This is a genomic window from Streptomyces zagrosensis, assembly GCF_014203645.1.
Lineage (GTDB): Bacteria > Actinomycetota > Actinomycetes > Streptomycetales > Streptomycetaceae > Streptomyces > Streptomyces zagrosensis.
This window is the reverse complement of record NZ_JACHJL010000021.1, coordinates 20218-39897: the sequence shown is the minus strand read 5'-3', so window position 1 is coordinate 39897 and position 19680 is coordinate 20218. Positions and strand designations below refer to the sequence as shown.

Annotated in this window: 15 protein-coding genes; 6 read left to right on the top strand and 9 right to left on the bottom strand. The window is 70.3% G+C overall.

All coding sequences use genetic code 11. The annotated features are described in order from the left end of the window. Positions 1-104: 104 nt before the first annotated feature. Positions 105-290 (bottom strand): antitoxin, encoded by a 186-nt coding sequence (locus tag FHS42_RS29540; RefSeq protein WP_184577609.1) that lies wholly within the window; start codon positions 288-290, stop codon positions 105-107. Positions 291-503: 213 nt separating this feature from the next. On the opposite strand from FHS42_RS29540, the gene FHS42_RS29535 reads away from it, so the two are divergent. Continuing rightward, a complete protein-coding gene (locus tag FHS42_RS29535) occupies positions 504-929 on the top strand; it encodes a hypothetical protein (protein WP_184577606.1) in 426 nt (141 codons plus the stop codon). A 243-nt stretch (positions 930-1172) separates the two neighbouring features. On the opposite strand, the gene FHS42_RS29530 is transcribed toward FHS42_RS29535, so the two are convergent. After that, positions 1173-2561, bottom strand: a complete 1389-nt coding sequence (locus tag FHS42_RS29530; RefSeq protein WP_184577603.1) for an LCP family protein — start codon at positions 2559-2561, stop codon at positions 1173-1175. A 106-nt stretch (positions 2562-2667) separates the two neighbouring features. Between FHS42_RS29530 and FHS42_RS29525 the strand changes: the two genes are divergently transcribed. After that, positions 2668-3204 (top strand): acyl-CoA thioesterase, encoded by a 537-nt coding sequence (locus FHS42_RS29525; RefSeq protein WP_184577599.1) that lies wholly within the window; start codon positions 2668-2670, stop codon positions 3202-3204. A gap of 213 nt (positions 3205-3417) precedes the next feature. Here FHS42_RS29525 and FHS42_RS29520 read toward each other — a convergent pair whose 3' ends face one another. Next, positions 3418-4914, bottom strand: coding sequence for an LCP family protein (locus FHS42_RS29520; protein ID WP_184577596.1), 1497 nt, complete (start codon positions 4912-4914; stop codon positions 3418-3420). Between the two features lie 318 nt (positions 4915-5232). Here FHS42_RS29520 and FHS42_RS29515 point away from each other — a divergent pair, with 318 nt between their 5' ends. Beyond that, a complete protein-coding gene (locus tag FHS42_RS29515; RefSeq protein WP_184577593.1) occupies positions 5233-6261 on the top strand; it encodes a glycosyltransferase family 2 protein in 1029 nt (342 codons plus the stop codon). A gap of 359 nt (positions 6262-6620) precedes the next feature. On the opposite strand, the gene FHS42_RS29510 is transcribed toward FHS42_RS29515, so the two are convergent. The 4 genes from FHS42_RS29510 to FHS42_RS29495 all read right to left on the bottom strand — a co-directional run bounded on the left by FHS42_RS29510 (position 6621) and on the right by FHS42_RS29495 (position 12979). Further along, entirely contained in the window at positions 6621-8654 is a 2034-nt protein-coding gene (locus FHS42_RS29510; RefSeq protein WP_184577590.1) for an LCP family protein, read from the bottom strand. A 57-nt stretch (positions 8655-8711) separates the two neighbouring features. After that, the gene (locus FHS42_RS29505) at positions 8712-10427 is read right to left on the bottom strand and encodes an LCP family protein (RefSeq protein WP_184577587.1); all 1716 of its coding nucleotides are present in this window, start codon (positions 10425-10427) and stop codon (positions 8712-8714) included. A gap of 221 nt (positions 10428-10648) precedes the next feature. Next, positions 10649-11860 (bottom strand): LCP family protein, encoded by a 1212-nt coding sequence (locus FHS42_RS29500; protein WP_312867088.1) that lies wholly within the window; start codon positions 11858-11860, stop codon positions 10649-10651. A gap of 348 nt (positions 11861-12208) precedes the next feature. Beyond that, entirely contained in the window at positions 12209-12979 is a 771-nt protein-coding gene (locus FHS42_RS29495) for a TIGR03089 family protein (protein WP_184577583.1), read from the bottom strand. 137 nt (positions 12980-13116) lie between these two features. Here FHS42_RS29495 and FHS42_RS29490 point away from each other — a divergent pair, with 137 nt between their 5' ends. From FHS42_RS29490 to FHS42_RS29480, 3 genes are all read left to right on the top strand, one after another. Continuing rightward, positions 13117-14838: a peptidoglycan recognition protein family protein gene (locus FHS42_RS29490; RefSeq protein WP_184577580.1), complete on the top strand. Its 1722-nt coding sequence runs from the start codon at positions 13117-13119 to the stop codon at positions 14836-14838. Between the two features lie 126 nt (positions 14839-14964). Beyond that, positions 14965-16047 (top strand): mannose-1-phosphate guanylyltransferase, encoded by a 1083-nt coding sequence (gene manB / locus FHS42_RS29485; RefSeq protein ID WP_184577576.1) that lies wholly within the window; start codon positions 14965-14967, stop codon positions 16045-16047. 135 nt (positions 16048-16182) lie between these two features. Beyond that, on the top strand, positions 16183-17088 hold the full coding sequence (locus FHS42_RS29480) for a DNA-3-methyladenine glycosylase family protein (RefSeq protein WP_184577573.1): 906 nt from the start codon (positions 16183-16185) through the stop codon (positions 17086-17088). Between the two features lie 83 nt (positions 17089-17171). Here the strand turns inward: FHS42_RS29480 and FHS42_RS29475 are convergent, their stop codons facing one another. Beyond that, entirely contained in the window at positions 17172-18503 is a 1332-nt protein-coding gene (locus FHS42_RS29475) for a coenzyme F420-0:L-glutamate ligase (RefSeq protein WP_184577846.1), read from the bottom strand. Between the two features lie 62 nt (positions 18504-18565). Continuing rightward, positions 18566-19531 (bottom strand): 2-phospho-L-lactate transferase, encoded by a 966-nt coding sequence (gene cofD, locus FHS42_RS29470; RefSeq protein ID WP_184577570.1) that lies wholly within the window; start codon positions 19529-19531, stop codon positions 18566-18568. Positions 19532-19680 lie beyond the last annotated feature (149 nt).

The window sequence follows — 19680 nt, the reverse complement described above, 5'->3', positions numbered from 1 at the left end:
GGTGCAGCCGACGGGGGCGTCGTGGCCGCGTGCGCGCTCCGTGCGCCGAAGCCCTTCCCGGCGGGTCCGCCCGGAAGGGCTTCGGTGTGCCGCGGATCGTGCGGTCAGTGACCGGGGTCGTTCCGACGCTTGTTCATCTGGTCATTGAGGCGCTGCCGAGTCGAATCGATCTTGCCGCTGTGCTTGCCGCCCGTCCTGCGGTTCGCGGCGTCACCGGCCTTGTCGATGCCCTTTTGTGCGGTCTCCTCGTGGCCCTTGAGCATGCCCTTCAATTTGTCGAGCATGGACATGGCGTCCTCCTTGCCGATATGGCTCTGCTCTCCCCTTCAGGATCACCGAGCGGCGCAACCCCCGCATCCGCACCCGCCTCGCCCCTCCGTCCAGGGCGAGGGCCCTCCCTCTCACGGCGGGTGCCCCGAGGAGCCGCCGCGTACACAACTGGCTACGCTGCCACCGCTGCGCCGTGACATCCGGCGCGGTCATCGTCAGGGGAGGGGTGCCGCATGGCCATGCGTAAAGCGAAGGTTCAGGAACAGGTCGTCCAGGCCGTAGCACGGAGCAACCCGGGAGACCGGCTGGTGGCCACGGTGCACGGCATATCGGGGCCCGCGCCGCAGCTCACCATGGCGTTCGGATTCATCATGCTGTTCGTGGTGAAGTACTACTTCGTCACCGTCACCGAACGAGCCGTGGTCGTCCACCGGGCGGCCAAGTTCACCGGCCGGCCGGGCGACGTGGTGTTCAACCTGCCCCGAGAGCAGGCCCACGGGATCGCCAGCGAGGTACGGCACGGCCGCCAGTGGAACAGCTTCCGGCTGCTCTTCCCCGGCGCCGCCAAGCCCACCCGGATCAATGTCGCGGCCCCCTGGGCGAACGACCTGGGCCGCCTGTTGTCCGCCCTCGGCGCGGCTGCCCCCGCGAGCGGCTGAGACGGCCGGCCCGGCACGCGTACGGGTTCCGGCGGCATGTTCCGCCGGAGCCCGTATCCGCGTATGACCTGCATCCGTTTCGCACGGTGCTGCGCGGCCGTGCTGCACGGCCTGTGCCCGTACGGCCTGTGCCCGTACGACCCACGCCCGCGTGCCCGTGCCCGTACCAGCACGGACGCCGGCATTCACCCACCGGAGTCAGCCGTCACACGGCGTCCGAAGGCAGCCGTCGCACGGCGCGGGTCACTGCGCCGAGACGGTGACCTTGTCGTCGTTCTTCAGCTCTTCCATCAGCTTCTTGACCTTCGGCATGTCCCACAGCACCGCGGAGCCCTTGGGGGTGCTGTACCCGGGGTTGGCGACGGGCATGTTCATCTGCTTGCCGTCGCCGCCGGTGACGCCCTTCATGGCCCAGAACATGGACCGCAGCTTCCACAGGCTCATGTCCTTGTCCACGATCAGCGTGTCCAGGCCCGAGCTCATCGTCGGGTAGAGCCGGAAGGGGTTGAGGATCGTGGAGGGCGTGGCGGCCTGTGAGGCCAGTGTGGACAGGAACTTCTGCTGGTTCTTGGTGCGTTCCAGGTCGCTGCCCGCCTCGTACCGGTTGCGGACGAAGGCCAGCGCCTCCTTGCCGTCCAGCGTCTGCTTGCCCTTCTTCAGGTCGGCGCCGGAGTTCTTGTCCTTGATGTCGCGCGGGATGTTCATCTCGACACCGCCGACCGCGTCCACGATCTTCGCGAAGCCGCCGAAACCGATCTCCGCGTAGTGGTCGATCTTCAGCCCGGTGTTGTACTCGATCGTACGAACCAGCAGCTCAGGGCCCTGAATGGAGAACGCGGCGTTGAGCTTTTGCTGCTGGGGCTGGATGCGGTGGCCCGACTCGGAGCCGGTGAATGCGGGGATCGTCACCCAGGAGTCGCGCGGCAGGCTGATCATGGTGTTTCCGTTGTCGCCCACGTGCAAGATCATCATCGAGTCCGTGCGCTTGCCATCGGCGGAGCCGGTGTGCAGGTCCTTCTTCTCCTTGGCGGACATGCCCTCACGGCTGTCGGAACCCACGATCAGGTAGTTCGTGCCGTCGCCCCCGCCGGGACGGTCCTCGACCTTGCCCAGATCGACATCGCGCTTGAGCTTGGCGTCCGCCCAAAAGTACGTACCGATGGACACGATCAGCAGCAGCGCGAACACGCCGATGACGCCGATCGTGATGCGCTTGCGCCAGTTCGGACGCGTGGCGGGCGGTCCGGACGGGCCGCCGTACGGGGGGCCGCCCTCGCCGCTTCCCGGACCGCCCGGGTCCCCCGGGCCACTGGTAACGGGGCCGCGTCCGGCGCCGTAGACCTGGCCGGTGTTGTACCCGTCGTCGTAGCCGTCACCGCCGTGTGCCCCGTCGTAACCGGGAGGCTGCTGCTGCGGGGGAACCGCACCGCGCGGCGACAGGTCGGGCGGCAGCGGCGGCTCGTGGCGCGGGGCACCGCCTGGGTAGCCACCGCCCCCGGGGCCGTTGCCGGTCGGCTCGCGGCGGACATGCGGCATGGAACGTGCGATCTCGGGGTCGGGACCGCGGCCTCCGCCGCGGCGCCGGCTCTGGTCGCCGCCGTCGTTGGTCCACCCCTCGGGCCAATTGCTCATAGTCGAAGTTTGCCCCGTCGCACCAGCGTGCTTGTACCGCGGGTACTGACTTGGGGCGTGGCTGTTGCAGAGCTGATGCAATCCGGGGGCGCATAAGGTGGAGGACATGACCATTCAGGCCCAGGCCACGGAGGCAGCGATACCGGGCAAGCCGACCGCGGCTTCGCGCACCACGCTGTCCCACATCATGACGGCGGCGGACACGAATCTTCTCGGGACCGTGCACGGTGGCGTGATCATGAAGCTAGTCGACGATGCGGCCGGCGCTGTCGCCGGCCGGCACTCGGGCGGGCCTGCGGTGACGGCGTCCATGGATGAAATGGCGTTCCTCTCGCCGGTCCGCGTAGGCGACCTTGTCCACGTGCACGCTCAGTGCAACTGGACAGGCCGGACGTCCATGGAGATCGGCGTACGCGTCATGGCCGAGCGGTGGAACGAATCGACGCCGGCACAGCAGGTGGGATCGGCGTACCTGGTGTTCGCCGCCGTCGATGCAGACGGAAAGTCGCGCAGCGTGCCGCCCGTGCTTCCGGACTCGGAGCGGAACGCGCGCCGCTTCCAAGAGGCCCAGATCCGCCGCACCCACCGCCTCGCCCGCCGCCGCGCCATTCGAGAGCTCCGCGAGCAGCAACCAGACGAGTGACATACGCCAGCGGGCCAGCTGCCGAGCGCCGGGCTATGGGACAGGCGTTTCGCTGAATGCGTTTTGCTGGATGCCACGGGTAAAACGGGTGGGGTCGTCGGCGCACGGCAGCGCCCCCCGCGCCGGAACTCGGGGCGGATTCCGGGGGCGCTGTCGTCTGGAGGGCGGCGCGCCCGTGCTCGGTGCGTTGGCGCGAACCATTTCCCCGCGGGCTTACGAGCAGTTCACCTGGTCGCCCCTGACCGCCGTGAGCCCGTTGTCCGCGCCGGCCGGTCGTTCCGGGCGTACCCGGTGGACGTCTTGGTGGTCGGTGCCGAGCGTGACCTGGAGTGTGCCGCCCTGGCCCGGGGTCGGGCGGAGTTCGGCGCCGGGCAGGGCCGCGGCCAGGGAACGGGCCGAGCGGTTCCACTCGGGGTCGTGGGCGATGACGGTACGAGGCAGGCCCGTGGTGGCCGCGGTGGTGGCCGTGCCGGTGGTGGCGAAGCCGGTGGCCCGCAGGGCGCGGTCGGTCTTTTCGCCGAGCCCGGCGCGGCCGGTTCCGTTGACGACCTGGACCCTGATCTGCGCCGGGTCGATCTCGACCGTGGTGGCCCGGGGCCGCTTCGTGCGGTGCGGGGTCAGCGGGCGATCCTGGCGGACGGCCCGGAAGAGCTGGTCGGCCTGCGCCTCGTTCCACCGTACGGTCGAGCCGACGCCCGCCACCGGATAGCTGACGTCGCTGACCGGCACCGAGGTGAACTCCGATGAGGCGGGCGAGAAGTTACGCATCGCCTCGCCGAGCCCGACGAGTTGTGTGCTGCCGAACTCCCGGTCCGCGCGCACCGAACCGAGCAGCGACGAGGCCACCTTGCTGAACTTCACCGGGTTGAGCAGCACACCGCTATTGGTCGCCTTGTCGATAAGCGCGGCCAAGAAGCGCTGTTGGCGCTGCATTCGGCCGAGGTCGGCGGCGCCGTCGATGTGCCGGGAGCGTACGTATTGGAGCGCCTCGCCGCCCTGGAGCGTGTGTCGCCCGGCGGGCAGGTCGAGCCCGGAGTACCGGTCCTTGAGGGGGCGTACGGTGCACACCTCGACGCCGCCCACCACGTCCACGGTCCGCATGAAGCTGGTGAAATCGACCTCTAGGTAGTGGTCGATGTGTACACCGGTCATGTGCTCGACGGTGCGTACGGTCAGGCTTGGGCCGCCCTCCGCGTAGGCCGCGTTGAGCTTTTGCGGGTGCGTACGGCGTACGGCGCCGGTCGTGTCGGTGTACGCGGGGATCTCGGCGTACGAATCGCGCGGCAGGCTGATGACGCTGGCGCGATCGTGGTCGGCCGAGACATGCACCAGCATCAGGGTGTCCGTGCAGTGGCAGGGTTCGCCGCCGAGCCGGTACTTCGCCTTTTGCGCCGGCGTGATCTTCTCCCGCCCGTCCGTGCCGACGACCAGGTAGTTCGTCCCGTCACCGGCGGAGGGGCGGTGGTCAAGCGCTCCGAATGGATCGATGCGCTCGATGCCGTTGTGCAGGCCGGAGACCACCGCATGCCCGATGCCGCCGGCGACCAGCACCGTCGCGGCGCCGATCACGGCGAGCCACAGCCCCCAGCGGGGTCGTTGGCTGGGTGGCCGCGGGGGCGGCGGCGCCGGGTCCGAAGGGGCGGCGAAGGGTGGCTGCGTCCGGGGTCGGCGCGGCGGGGGCGGGTAGGGGGAGCGGGCCGGTGCGGTCACTGGGGAGACCTCCGCGACGAGCTGAGGGGGAGCGTGCGGACGTACGACGAGCTAGGGGAGAGACGGTTATGCGGCAAATGGGGATATAGGGACATAGGGGAATGGGAGCGAGGCGGGCAAGGCGGGTGAAATGGATGAGACGGCTATAGGGGGCAAGGCGGACACCATAGGTCCATACGATGAGCGGCGGACGACCCCACGCCGTGCGCCCCGCCGCTGGCCACTCGCCCGGTGCGTAGCGGTGTCCCCCATTCGCGGTAACGTGATCCGTACTACCCGCAGTCACCTGAGCGGCGACCCCTGTACCCCCGAGGGAAGATGTCTGAGCCACAGCCTCCGGCCGTATCCGTGATCATGCCGGTGCTCAACGAGGAGCGCCATCTGCGTAATTCCGTCCGGCACATCCTGGAACAGGAGTACGCCGGCGAGCTGGAGGTGGTGATCGCCCTCGGCCCGTCCACGGACCGTACGGATGAGATCGCCGCCGAGCTCGTGCGCGATGACCCCCGGGTGCACACGGTGCCCAATCCCACCGGCCGCACGCCCGCCGCGCTCAACGCGGCGATCAAGGCGTCCCGGCACCCGGTGGTGGTGCGCGTCGATGGGCACGGGATGCTCTCCGCGCACTACATCTCCACCGCCGTGCGACTACTGGCGGAGACCGGCGCGCAAAACGTCGGCGGCATCATGCACGCCGAGGGCGAGAACGACTGGGAGCACGCCGTCGCCGCCGCCATGACCGCCAAGATCGGTGTGGGCAACGCGGCGTTCCACACCGGTGGCGACGCGGCCCCAGCCGAGACGGTCTACCTCGGTGTGTTCCGGCGCGAGGCGTTGGAGCAACAAGGCGGCTACAACGAGGAGTTCATCCGCGCCCAGGACTGGGAGCTGAACTTCCGCATCCGCGAGGCGGGTGGCCTGATCTGGTTCTCGCCCGAGCTGAAGGTCTCCTACCGGCCCCGGCCGAGCATCCGTGCGCTGGCCAAGCAGTACAAGGATTACGGCCGCTGGCGGCATGTGGTCGCCCGCTACCACCAGGGCTCGATCAATGTGCGCTACCTCGCCCCGCCGACCGCCGTGGTGGCCATCGCCGCCGGTCTCGTCGTCGGCGTGGCGCTCACTCCATGGGGCCTGGTGATCCCCGCCGGCTATCTCGCGGCGATCGCGGCGGGTTCCCTGCCGGCGGGCAAGGGCCTGCCGATCGGGGCGCGGCTACGGATTCCCGTCGCGCTGGCGACCATGCACATGTCCTGGGGCTGGGGCTTTTTGACCAGCCCCCGTGCGCTGGCCAAGAAGGTCATCGCCAGCCGCCGCCCCGCGGTCCTCACCAGCGGCTCGGGAGTGTGACCCCGGCGGGTTCGGCCGCTCGCTGCTCGGTGGTTTGAGCGGCTGGTTGCCTGGCCCGGCCAACCCGGCCAACCCGGCCATCCCGGCCATCCTTGTTGTCCGGTCTCGGCCTCGGTCACCTAGCTCTGGTGACCGGGGCCGGACTGCTTCTGTGGACGGGCCCCGGCCCTGGCGGCGGTGCTGAGGGCCGGCGGTGGTGCATACCGCTGATGTGTGGGGGAGGCGGTGGTTGCATACCGCTGATGTGGCGGGGGAGGCGGGCTCGCGGCCGTACGTCGGCGGCCTCGGGCCCAGCCAGGCGGGGGCGCCAACGTCGATCGGCGGGGCCTGCCGGTACGTACCCGATCGGCAGGCGCAGGTCAGAACGTGTAGGCCGGGTTGACCTTCATGCACGCCGTCTTGTCGTCGCCGTTGAGTGCGCCCGCGCTGTCCGGCACCTTGGCGTCCTCGTCCCGCTTCTCGTCCTTCGCCGCGTCGTCGGTGCCGCCAGTGCCCCCAGTGCCGGTGTCACCACTGGTGCCGCCGTCCTCGCTGCCTTGGCTGTCGGTGGGCTTCGGGTACGTCGTGCCCTCGCGCCAGTCCGCGCCGACGATCACGGTCACCTGCGGGAGGCCGGGCGAAAGCTGTACGGCGTCCTTCGGCAGGCCGAGCGATGTGGCCACGGTCAGCGCGTTGCCGCGCTGCTCCTCGGTCGCATAGGTGACCGTCGTCTTTGCCTGCGGCTTGGGTGTGGTGTCCGCGATGGCCTGGTTGAAGCCGTTTTTGAGTAGCGCGTCCGCGATGATCGTGGCGCGCTGCGGTACGGGGGCCTCGGTCACGGTGCCGGTGCCGTTTTGGACGGCGACGGCGATCTCACCCTTGGGCGCCGATGGCGTGGTCGGCTCGGTGGTCTTCTTCGGCGGGAGCTTTTTCTTGTCCTTGCCGTCCAACGCGATGTCGTTGCGGACCAGTTCGAAGAGCTTGTCCGCGTCGTTCGGGTCGGGGACGACGTGCGCCTTGCTCTGCGGGTCCGGTACCCACGGCATGGTCGTCATGGTGATCCGCTTGGTTGGCACTCGCTTGAGCTCGTTGCCCAAGTTGTAGAGCTTCTTGACGGTGCCGAGGCCGTAGTCCACCTTGAGCGCCTTGGTCGCCGACTCGGCCAGGTCCATCAGCTTGCCAGGATCGGTCAGCTTGCTGCCGGACTTGAGCTGCCGAACCATCGCGTTCATGTACATGTGCTGCGCCTTGGCGCGGCCGATGTCACTGCCGTCCTCGAAGCCGTGTCGGGTCCGCAGCCACTGGAGTGCCTGCTCGCCCTTGATCTCCTTCTCGCCCTTCTCCAGGCGCAGGCCCGAATCGGGGTCCTTGACGTTGTTGTCCACGCAGACCGGTACGCCGCCCACGGCGTCGGCCATGTCCACGACGCCCGCGAAGTCGATCATCATGAAGTGGTCGATGGGCACTCCGGAGAGCGCCTCCCAGGTGGCGACGGTGCAGCCGGGGCCGCCGTTTTGCAGGCTGGAGTTGATGATGTTGCGGTCGGACTCGGGGTAGATCGTGCCGTCGTCGTCGGTGCACTTGGGGATGGTGACGCGGGTGTCGCGCGGGATGCTGACCACCGACATGTTGCTGCGGTCGGCGGAGACGTGCAGCAACATTTGCACATCCGCCAGCGGCTTGCGGTCGGCGTCCGCGCGGGAGCCGCCGAGCTTGACGTTCTCCTCGGTGTTCCGGCTGTCGGAGCCGAGCAGCAGTATGTTCAGCGGGGTCTGGCCGTGCGCGTTGGGCGTGCTCTTGTCCAGCCGTGCCTCACCGAGGTTGAGGACGTCCTTCTCTATGTTGCCGTTGAGGTGCTGGTAGTAGAGGTAGCCGGCGCCAGCCGTACCGAGGATGACGAGGGAGAGCCCACCCGCTGTCCACAGCAGTATCCGGCGCCCCTTACCTTGCTGACGCACCCGCCGTCTGGTCCCCGCACGCCGCGTGCCGCCACCGGATCGCGGGACCGGCACCGCGCCGCCCTGGCCGCTGGCCGCGCCGCCGCGGGCGCCGCTGCCGGGTGCGGGGGCACCACGCTGAGCGCCGACGCCACTGCCGTAGCTGCCGTCGCCGTTGCCCGTGTCGTCGGCTTCGCGCGCGCGCCGCCTACCACCCCGCGGGCCCGCACCGGGTGCGGGGACCCGGCCGTCCGCCGGCAGGCCGTGCCCTCCCGGGCCGCTATGGCCCAGGTCGTTGCCGTCCCGGTCGGTCCCGGGGCTGGGCTGCCCGCCGGCTGGGACCGGATGTCCTCCCGCTGCGCCCGACCGCGCGGCTGCGCTGCCGCCTTTCGCGTACAGACCGTCGTCCCACCCGAGTTCGCGGGCTTCCGGGACGCGCCGTCTCGATCGCTCCCCTCGCCTGCCGCCGTGCCGCATCGGGCCTCCCCCGTTACTCAGTCGTGGTGCCGGCCTGATGGGCGGGCGAATCGCAGGTTACTTCGCGCAGACGTTCTTATCGTCCGCCCCGATGCGCTGGACACCCTCCGGGGCCTTGCGCGGCGCGGTGATGGGGATGCCCTTGCCCTTGTAGTCCTTGCCCAGCGTGAGCGTCATCTCCGCCATGGGGTCGGCCTCCTCGGTCCCGGGTTTCAGCGCGGCACCCGGCAGGCCCATGAGGGCGGCGAGACGCCGAGCCTGGTCGGCCTGGTTGGGTGCGTACTCCAGGGTGGTCTTCGCGATGGCATCCGGGGCGTTTTGGCCGTTGGTGCTGCGAATTATCCCTACGTCATTCTGCATCCAGGTCACCGTCTCGTTCGCCGCGCCCATCTTCCCGCTGCCGTTGAGTACCTTCACCCGAACGTTCGCGGGATCGGCCTTGGTTCCCTTGAGCCGGGCGGCCTCCTTGACCTTGGCCGCCTTCTCGTTCTTCTTCACCTCGGTCAGCGACACGTCCTGCTGAACCATCGAGAACAGCGGTTCGGCCTGGGGCTTATTGAGCAGCACGGTCACATTGTCGGTGTTGTCGAGGACCGGCACGGTCGCGAAGGTGATGTTCTTGATGTTGACCTTGCTGAGGTCCTTGCCCAGGGCCATCAGCTTCTTGACGCTTCCGATGCCGGTGTCCACCGTGAGCGCGTCGGTCGCGGCATTGCTCAGCTTCCACATCTTCTGCGGACTGCCGAAGGTGCCGCCGGCCTTCATCTCCCGGATCATCGAACTGAGGAACTGCTGCTGGAGCTTGATGCGGTCCAGGTCGCTTTCGAAGCCCACACTGTGCCGGGTGCGGACGAAGGCGAGCGCCTCTTCGCCCTGGATCTTGTGTCGTCCGGCGGTCAGGTTCAGCTTGGACTTGGGGTCCTTGATGTCGTGCGCCAGGCACACCTCGACGCCGCCCACCGCCGTTGACAGCGTCTTGACCGCGTTGAAGTCGGCCATCATGAAGTGGTCCACCTCAAGGCCGGTCAGCTTCTCTACGGCGTTCCAGGTGCAGCCGGGGTCGCGTCCGTCCTGGCCGAGGCTGGTGTTGAACCGTACTTTCTGCTTGCCGGGAATCGTCTTTCGCGAGCCGTCCTCTTGCTTGACCGTGCAGTCCGGGACGTCGAAGATCAGGTCGCGCGGGATGCTCAAGGCGGTCGCGTTGGTGCGGTCTTCCGAGACGTGGAAGAGGATCGTGGTGTCCGCGTGGCCCACGCTGTCCTTGTCGCCGTAGTCCCCGTTGCCCGCGCCGCTGCGCGTATCGGTGCCGATGACGAGGATGTTGACCGGGCCGTCGATGACCGCCGGGTTGTTCTCGCCGACATCCACCTTTTTGATGTTGCCATTGAGGTGCTGGTAGATGAGGTACGCGGCAACTGCCCCGCCCACCAGCAAGAACGCCATCGTGCCGCTGCCCCAGATGAGCGCCTTTTTCGTCTTGGTCTTCTTCGGCTTCGGCTTGCGGCGGCTGACCGGTCCTTGCGGCGGCACGGCAGCGTTATCACCTTCGCTCCGAGAGCCACGGGGCGCGGCTCGCCGACCGCGCTGCTCGGGGACGGCGCGCCGGCGGCTGGCCGCTCTGGCCGCCGCTCTGCCGCCGGGGGCGGGTGCGGGGGGCTCTTGGCTTTCCTCGGCCGGGTGCAGTTGCAGCTCATAGCTGTCAGTGTCCGGATTGAACACCCACTGATCAGCGGGGTCGAGGTCGCCCGCTCCCCCACGGTCTTGCGCGTCCACGGTCGCCTGTGTCCTCCGTCGGTGCCACGCGGCGCCTCCCCCTCGGCGCTCGGGTCAATCGTCTGGTGCGATGCGCAGAAGAGCCCTGGTCGAAGCGCACCGGATCGCTCACACTATCCGCCAACTTCAACCTTCAGCGACGCCGGTGTCCCCTCGCACTTCCCTACAACTGGGCAATTTGCCCAATCCTTTCAACCTTGTGACGGGGAGTGACGGATTTTTCACTTTCTCTTTTCACATAGGCCACGCGCGGCCGGTGACGCCGTGGGGGAGGCGGGGGTGCGAGGTGAGATCCCCTCCGTATGATCGGCTTTGTCGTCCTTTGGGGCATTCATCCGCTGAGTGTTGTTCGCTGCTTCAACGGTGCTTTCCTCTGGTGTCACCGGGCGATCTTCCCGTAGTTGCCCAAAGAGGCGGTCGGCGTCGGGTTGCACGATCTCGTCACGCGCCACGTTGTGCCGGTAGGAGCGCCGGGGAATGGTCATAAACTCCACCTTGTCCGATGGAATGTTCCGCACGCCACGGACCAAGTTGTATAGATCCCGCAACGAGTCAAGACCGGGGTCGGTAGTCAGGGCCGAGGTCGCCGCATCCAGCACCGGATACAGCCGGGTCGGGTTGAGCAGCACGCCGCTGCCCTGCATCTTGCGCACCAGTGAGCTCATGAACGCCTGCTGGCGGGCGATCCGCTGGGTGTCGCTGCCGTTGCCCAGGGTGTAGCGGGCGCGGACGAAGCCGAGTGCCTGCTCGCCGTTCAACACCTGGTGCCCGGCGGGCAGATCCACCCGCGCCTTGTGGTCCCGCATCGGGGTCGCGAGGCAGACCTCGACGCCGTCCACCGCGTTGATCATTTTCTTGAAGCCGTCGAAGTCCACGATCAGATGGTGGTTAATCCGGACGCCGGTCAGTTGCTCGACGGTACGGATCGTGCACGAGGCGCCGGCCTTCTCGAAGGCGTAGTTGAACTGCCCGAACACCGCCTTCTGTCGCTGCCCGCCCGGCCGCTCGCAGTGCGGGATGAGCACCATCAGATCGCGCGGAATGCTGACCGCGGTGGCGCGGTCGCGGTCCTTGGACAGATGCAGCAAGATCGTCGTGTCCGAACGCTGGGTGCCTACGTCGCGGCCGTACCGGCCATTGCGCCCGCCGCGGTCGTCGCTGCCGATCAGCAGAATGTTGCGGGCGCCCTGCACCAACGCCGTGGGCCGCTCCGCCTCGTACTTGCGTAGCAGTTCGGCGGTGTCGGTGTCGGTGGTGATGTTGCCGTCCAACCGCTCGTACACCACCCAGCCCGCACCGGCCACCAGCAGCACCAGCGCGGCGGCACCCACCGCAGTCCACCGCAGCCAGCGATGCCGGCGCGGCGCATCCAACGGTGCATCGAACGGCGCGTCCAGGGGCGAGTCCGATTCCGGGTCCGGGCTGTCCGTCACGGCAGCATCCTTCCCTCGCGGGTTCTTCCCTCGCAGATACGTCCCTCGCGGGTGCTTTCTCCGCAGGTACGTCCCCCCGCAGGTACGTCTCCTCGCGGGGCCCTCTTCGCGAGTCCTCCCCTCGCGGGTTCTTCCTCCTACGGGGTCGTCTCCGCGCGCAGTCGGCGGCGTGGGCGGCCGTCGATCACCGGAGCGGACACGTCAGGCTGCGTGGTCGTACCTCGTGACGATCATCGCTCGGAAGAGGCGGTACGGCCTGCGGTCGGCCCCCGCAGTGCGCCGGACGGGCGTACGAGGGGCGCGCAGGCCGTACGGGACGGGCTCGCTGGCCGTCCTCGAACCGGTGACTCAGCTCGCGGGGGCGGTCACCAGTGCGGTCACGCGCTCGGTCTGCCGGCGCTTGTCCAGGGCTGCGGGGTCGAGCCGGTCCAGGTGGCGGCACAGCACCACGGACCCGCCCGTGGCGAGCGGTGCCAAAAGCCCGGCTGACAAGCCATCCCAGGTGTCGTACGCAAGCCCGGACAGCAGCCGCGCGCCGGGCGTGAGCCCGCGCTCCGCCGCGTCGGCCCGCGCTCGCTCGACGGTCTGCGCCCCGGAGAGCTCGGGTCCGCCGGCACCTACCACCAGCGCGGGCGCCGCCGGGTCCACCGGCGCGAACGGCGCGAACTGGTCGCCTTGGCCCGGCACCTCCACCGCGTAGTCGGCGAAGCCCTCCGGCGGCTGCGGAAAGCGGACGCCGAGCGGGCGCAGGCTCAGCGCCATGCGCTCCCCGCCGCAGGCGCGTGCCGCGTCCAGCGTGTCCGGGCCGCTGACCACGAGGTCGGCGGCGGCCGGGTCACCGCCGACCTCGGCGACCACCCCGGTGGAGGAGCAGGCGAGCAGCCAGACCGCCGTCTGCCAGTGCGCGGGCAGCAGCAGCGCAAGCCGGTCGCCCGGCTCGGCGGCGAGGTCGCCTTGCAGCAGATTGGCGGTCTTCGCCACCCAATTGGCGAAGGTGGCCACGGACAGTTCAACGCGCTCGCCCGTGGCGTCGTCGTAGAAGGTCACAAGCGGACGTGCCGGGTCCGCGGCGAGCGCGGATCGCAGCAGGTCGGCGGGGGTGCGATCGGTGGCGTTCATCGCCGCAAGGGTACGCGGGGCGCGGGCTGGCGCGCAGTCAACCCGGGGCGGGCCGGGGCCGGCTGATGCGCGCGTAGGCCGACCGCCCGTCATTTCCCGAATAGACAGATATGGGTTAGATGCCCAGCATTTTCGGTATGCGTGCATACCTAGCTTCCGCGGTCGGCGTCGTGTGTACGGCCGCCCTGACTCTCCCGCTAACCAACGGCCAAGGGGTCGCAGCCGCCCCCCACGCCGCATCCCGCGCCGCACCCGTAAGCGCGGCCCTGCCCGGCAGCACCCAGTCGCTGCCGCTGTCCCCGCTGACCCCGCCAGCCGCAGGGCCCGACCGCGCGAACACGGAGCCGGAGTACGGCATGGAGGCCCGTACGGTACGACCCTTCTCCCTCGTCGGCGTCGTCTGGGACGACGCGGCGGCCGACCTGCACGGCCATGTGCAGGTCCGCACCCGGGCCACCGGCACCGAGCGCTGGTCGGACTGGCAGGACCTGGAGACCCACCGCGACGACGCACCCGACCTCGACGCGGGCACCCGGCGCGGCGAGGCCATGCGCGGGAGCACCGCGCCCCTGTGGGTCGGCGACTCCGATGGCGTCCAGGTCCGTATCGAACCCGAGCAGACGTCCAGGCCAGGCGAGGGCGCCAGCTCCGACCCCGGCCCGGCACCTGACCAGCACGCCGCGTCGAACGATCACGCCGCGTCGCACCACCACGCCGCGTCCAGCGGCCAGCTAGCTGGCGTCGCGCCCCCGCTTTCGTCCGGTCAGGCCGCACCGACCGCCACTCCCGCCCGCCTGCCAAAGGGCCTGCACCTGGAGCTGGTGAACCCGGGCGACGCGCCAACCGGCCACTCCGTACCGCCCATGCCGCAGTCACCCACCGACCCACCGGCACCCGACGCCCAGCAGCCTCCCGCCGATGAGCACTCTCCCGCTGACGAGCAGCCTCCCGCCGATGAGCACTCTCCCGCCGATGAGCAGCCTCCCGCTGACGAGGAGCCTCCCGCTGACGAGCAGCCCCCCGCTGACGAGCACCCTCCCACCGACGAGCAGCCATCCGCCGACGAGCAGCCCCCCGCCGACGAGCAACCATCCGAGAATCCGGAGGGGCCTGCGGCTGTGGACGGGCCGTTGTCACGGGAGACGACGACCGACGCCCTCGTGCTGGACCCGACTCGGAGCGTTCCCGGTGATCTTGTGCTGCCGGAGGAGAACGAGGAGGAGACGGCTGCACAGCGCACCTGGCAGCGCCCGCACGTCGGGCAACGGCCCCGGATCATCCTCCGCAAGGGCTGGGGCGCCGACGAGCGGCTGCGCGAGCGCAAGCTCAAATACACCAGGACGGTCAAGGCGGCCTTCGTGCACCACAGCGCCACCGGCAACAACTACCGGTGCTCGCAAGCGCCTTCGGTCATCCGCAGCATCTACCGCTACCACGTCAAGAGCAGCGGGTGGCGGGACCTGGGCTACAACTTCATCATCGACCGATGCGGGAACATCTACGAGGGTCGCGCCGGCGGACCGGCCAAGCCCGTCCTGGGCGCCCACACCCTCGGCTTCAACATCAAGAGCACGGGCATCGCCGTCCTGGGCACGCACTCCCGTGCCACGCCGTCCAAGGCCGTGGTACGCGCCGTGGCCAAGCTCACCGCGTGGAAGCTCGGACTACACGGGCGTAATCCGCTCGGCAGCACGGTTCTGGTGTCGGGCGGCAGCAACAAGTACCGCAAGGGCACCCCGGTGCGGCTCAAGGTGATCTCGGGGCATCGCGACGGCTTCACCACGGACTGTCCCGGAGCGCGGTTGTACACGAAGCTCGGGGCGATCCGTAGCGCGGCGGCCAAGCTCCAGGGGCGGTGATGCACGGGCCGACCTGACCGGCGCGAACTGGGTCTTCACTGTCTGCATACACTGGCCGCCGACCTCCCCCCGGGCTCCCGGAGCCCGGGGGTCAAGACGGCCCCGTCAGGAAGCAGAGACGACAAGGTGACAGAAGCGATCCTCCTGGTCGGAGGCAAGGGCACCCGGCTGCGTCCGCTGACGGTCAACACGCCCAAGCCCATGGTCCCGGCGGCGGGCGTGCCCTTCCTCACCCACCAGCTCGCCCGCGCTCGCGCCGCAGGCGTCGAGCACGTGGTGCTGGCGACGTCCTACCTCGCCGAGGTGTTCGAGCCCTACTTCGGTGACGGCTCCGGCCTCGGACTGCACCTGGAGTACGTCACCGAACAGGAGCCGCTGGGTACCGGCGGGGCCATCCGCAACGTCGCATCGCGGCTGCGCTCGGGCCCGGGCGATCCGGTGCTCATCTTCAACGGCGACATCCTCACCGGGCTCGACATCGCGGCGCTCGTCGCCACCCACCAGCGAACCGGCGCCGATGTGTCGCTCCACCTCACCCGGGTCGATGACCCGCGTGCGTACGGCCTGGTGCCGACCGACGCGGACGGGCGAGTCACGGCGTTCTTGGAGAAGCCGCAGACCCCCGAGGAGATCGTCACCGATCAGATCAACGCGGGTGCGTACGTCTTCAACCGCTCGGTCATCGACGCGATACCCACCGGGCGGCCGGTCTCCGTGGAGCGGGAGACCTTTCCCGGGCTGCTCGCTGACGGCGCGCACCTTCAGGGCATGGTGGACTCCACGTACTGGCTCGATCTCGGTACCCCGCAGGCGTTCGTCCGCGGCTCGGCCGACCTGGTCCTTGGCCGTGCGCCCTCGCCGGCGGTGCCTGGGCGCCGCGGGGATCGGCTGGTGCTTGATGGGGCGCGGGTGGCCGCCGATGCGAAGCTCACCGGCGGCACGGTCGTCGGTGCTGATGCGCGGATCGGTGCCGGCGCGCGGGTCGAGGGCAGCGCGGTGCTGGCCGGCGCCATCGTGGGGGAGGACGCCCGGGTGCGCGACTCGCTGATCGGCGCAGGGGCCCGGATAGGTCCTCGTACCGTCCTCGACGGCGCCGTCATCGGCGACGGGGCGTCCGTGGGCGCCGACAATGAACTGCGTGCTGGCCTACGCGTGTGGTGCGGCGCTGACATCCCCGCGGGAGCGGTCCGCTTCTCATCAGACCAGTAGCGAACCGCCCCACCAGTAACCACCCGCCCCAGCGGGCGCACGAGCCCGTGGGCGCACCGGCCAGCGGGCACCGCAGTCGGTCGCACCCGGGGCCGGCCGCAAAGGCCTCAGCGGTGAGCCACGTACGCTGGCGAGATGTCCACCACCCGCACCTGGGTACCGCCAGGCCCGTATGACCTGGTGCGCAACCTGAGCATCCTGCGCCGCGGGCCGGGCGACCCCGCGTTCCGGGTGGACGCGGAGGGTGCGGTGTGGCGGGCGTCGCGCACCCCGCAGGGCCCCGGGACACTGCGCATCGCGCACCGCGGCGGCAGCATCGAGGCGCAGGCGTGGGGGCCGGGCACGCAGTGGCTGCTCGATCAGTTGCCGGCAATGCTCGGCGCGTACGACGATGTGGCCGGCTTCCGGCCCCGACACCGCCTGGTGCACGAGGCACACCGCCGCCATCCGGGCCTGCGCCTGATACGGAGCGGGCTCGTACTGGAGTCGCTGGTGCCCTCGATCCTGGAGCAGAAGGTCACCAGCGACGAGGCGTACCGGGCCTGGCGGCTGCTGCTGTGGCGGCACGGCGAGCCAGCGCCTGGCCCAGAGATGCGACTGCGGGTGATGCCTGACGCCCGCGCCTGGGCGCTGATTCCGTCCTGGGAGTGGCATCGCGCGGGCGTGGACGGCAAGCGGTCGGCGGCCGTCGTGCGTGCCGCGCGGGTGGCCCGGCGGCTCGAAGAGGCGGCGTCGATGGACCTCTCGCGGGCCATGGCCCGGTTGCAGGCCATCCCCGGCATCGGCCCGTGGACGGCGGCCGAGGTGCTTCAGCGCAGCAACGGCGCCCCGGACGCGGTCACCGTCGGCGACCTCCATCTGCCCCGCATCGTCGGCTACGCACTCACCGGCGAGCGCGGCACGGACGACGCCGCGATGCTTGACCTCCTGGCCCCGTACGCGGACCACCGCTACCGAGCCTGCCGCCTCATCCTGCTCACCGGCGTCACCCCGCCCCGCCGGGCCCCGCGCTTTTCGCCGAACGATATCCGGGCGCTCTGAGATAGCGCCGCGGCTCCCCTCACCGTGCCGCGGCCCCACCCACCGGCGGTCGGTGTCAGCAGGCGAGGGCCGCGGCGCGGCGGCTAGCGCACCTCGATGAACGCCTCAGCGGCGCGGGGCGGCCGAGCGGCGGGCGCGGCAGCGGCCTTGCCGATGGCCACCGCGCCCAGCGGGTCCCAGGCGGCGGGCAGGTCAAGGACCTCGCGCACCTCGTCGCGGCAGAACATCGTCGATGAGACCCAGGCCGAGCCGAGCCCCTCGCCGGCCAGCGCGATCAGCAGGTTCTGCACGCCGGCCCCCGCCGCGACGACGAACATCTCACGCTCGGCGGCGGCGCGCCGCGCGTCGGGGTAGGGGTGGGCACCGTCCGCGACCAGGCACGGGACGACGAGATACGGCGCGTTGCGCAGCAGGTCCCCACGCCGTACCCGCTTGGCCACGCTGTCCTCGCTGAAGCCATCGGCCCGTAGATCCGCGATCCATGCGTCGCGCATAGCGTCGAGGAGTTCCGTACGCGCCTGTGCGCTCTCCAGCAGGACGAAGCGCCACGGCGTGGTGTGGTGCGGGGCGGGCGCGGTGACCGCGGCGGCGACGGCGCGCCGTACCGCCGCGCCGTCCACCGGTGCGTCGGTGAACTCGCGCACCGTGCGCCGCAGCGTCACGGCCTCTCGGACGGCCTCGGATGTCCCGAGCCGGAACATGTCGTCGGCGGCTGCCCGCACCAGGGCCTGCGCGCCGGTGGCGGCCGGGTCGGCCGCCTCGCCCACCAGGCTCGGCAGCCCGCGCAGCACCGCGACCGGGCAGCCGCTGGCCTTGCCCTTGACGAGGTCGCCCGCTGCGGCCAGCTCATCGGCGGTGGCGACGACGGTGACGGCGAGTGGGTTTCCGTGCGCGTCGGTGCCACCGCGCAGGTCGTCCAGGACGCGCACCCCGGCCGCGCCGATCGCGACATCGGTCAGGCCGGCGCGCCAGGGCCGCCCGAAGGTGTCGGTGATCAGCACCCCCACATCGACGCCGATGGCGTCGCGCAGCGCGGTGCGGATGGCGCGGGCGGAGGCGTCCGGGTCGGTGGGCAGCAACAGCACGGTGCCGGCCGCGGTGTTGGAGGCGTCCACTCCGGCGGCGGCCATGATGAAGCCGTTGCGGTTCTCCACGATCCGGGTCGGGCCGCGCCGGGCGACGACGCGTACCGTCTCCGCGTCTATGGCCGCCTCCCGGTCGTCCGCCTGGACGATACGGTCCTCGGCCTTGCTGATGATCTTCGAGGTGATGATGAGAACGTCGCCATCGGCGAGCCCGGGCAGCCCGGGGCCGGCCGCGGCGGCGGCGATGAGCTCCGCGATGTTGTCGCCCGGCCGCACCTCCGGCATGCCGGGCAGCGCCCACACCCGGAAGGTGGCTGGGTCGGCTGCCAGTTCGGGGAGCGAGTCGGTGGCCGGGTCGGTGGGTGCGGGGACGGCGGGATGGGAGGACACGGTCACGCCCGTACCTCCTCGGCCAGGGTGAGCGCCTCGGCGGCCATCTGGGCCGTGGTGGCCGTGTCGGTCATCATCAGGGGCACGGCCCGGCAGCGGATGCCGGCCGCCTCGACCTCGGCGGTGGAGCCCGCGTCCACCGTGTCCACGAGCCAGCCGTCGAGCAGCCCCGAACCGTAGTGCGCGGCGACGGCGGCAGCGGTGGACTCGACGCCGACAGCGGCGAGCACCTTGTCGGCCATGCCCCGCACCGGCGCGTCCCCCACGATCGGGGACAGGCCAACGACCGGCACCCCGGCGTCGGCGATGGCCTCCCTTATGCCGGGCACGGCCAAGATCGTGCCGATGCTGACGACCGGGTTGGACGGCGGGAAGAGCACGACGTCCGCTGCGGCGATGGCCTCCAGGACGCCGGGGGCCGGCTTGGACTGCTCGGCGCCAACGGGCACCACCGCGTGCGCGGGCACCGAGGCCCGCAGCCGCACCCAGTATTCCTGGAAGTGCACCGCCTTACGTCCGCCGTCCGCGTCCGGGTCGTCGATGAGTACGTGGGTCTCGACCCGGTCGTCGGTCATCGGCAGCAGCCGTACGCCGGGCTGCCAGCGGGCGCACAGCGCCTCGGTGATGGCGCTGAGCGGATAGCCCGCGCCGATCATCTGCGTACGGACGATGTGCGTGGCGAAGTCCCGGTCGCCGAGCCCGAACCACTCGGGGCCGACGCCGTACACCGCCAACTCGCTCTTGACCGCGAACGTCTCGCCCGCCCGGCCCCAGCCTTGCTCCTCGTGGATGCCCCCGCCGAGGGTGTACATCACGGTGTCGAGGTCGGGGCAGACCTTGAGCCCGAAGAGGTGAATGTCGTCTCCGGTGTTGCCGATGACGGTGATATCCGCCTCGGGAGCCGCCGACTTGAGACCGAGTAGGAACCGGGCGCCGCCGATCCCTCCTGCTAGAACCACAATGCGCATGGGACACAGTCTGTCAGCCGTACGGACCCCATCGGGGCCCGGTCGCTCCCCGCGGCGTAGCCGCATCCGGGCCAGCCGATCGCAGCCCGACCGCAGCCCGACGACAGCGGCCCCAGGCCCGGCCGAGCACCGGGCCTGAGCAGGCGTCA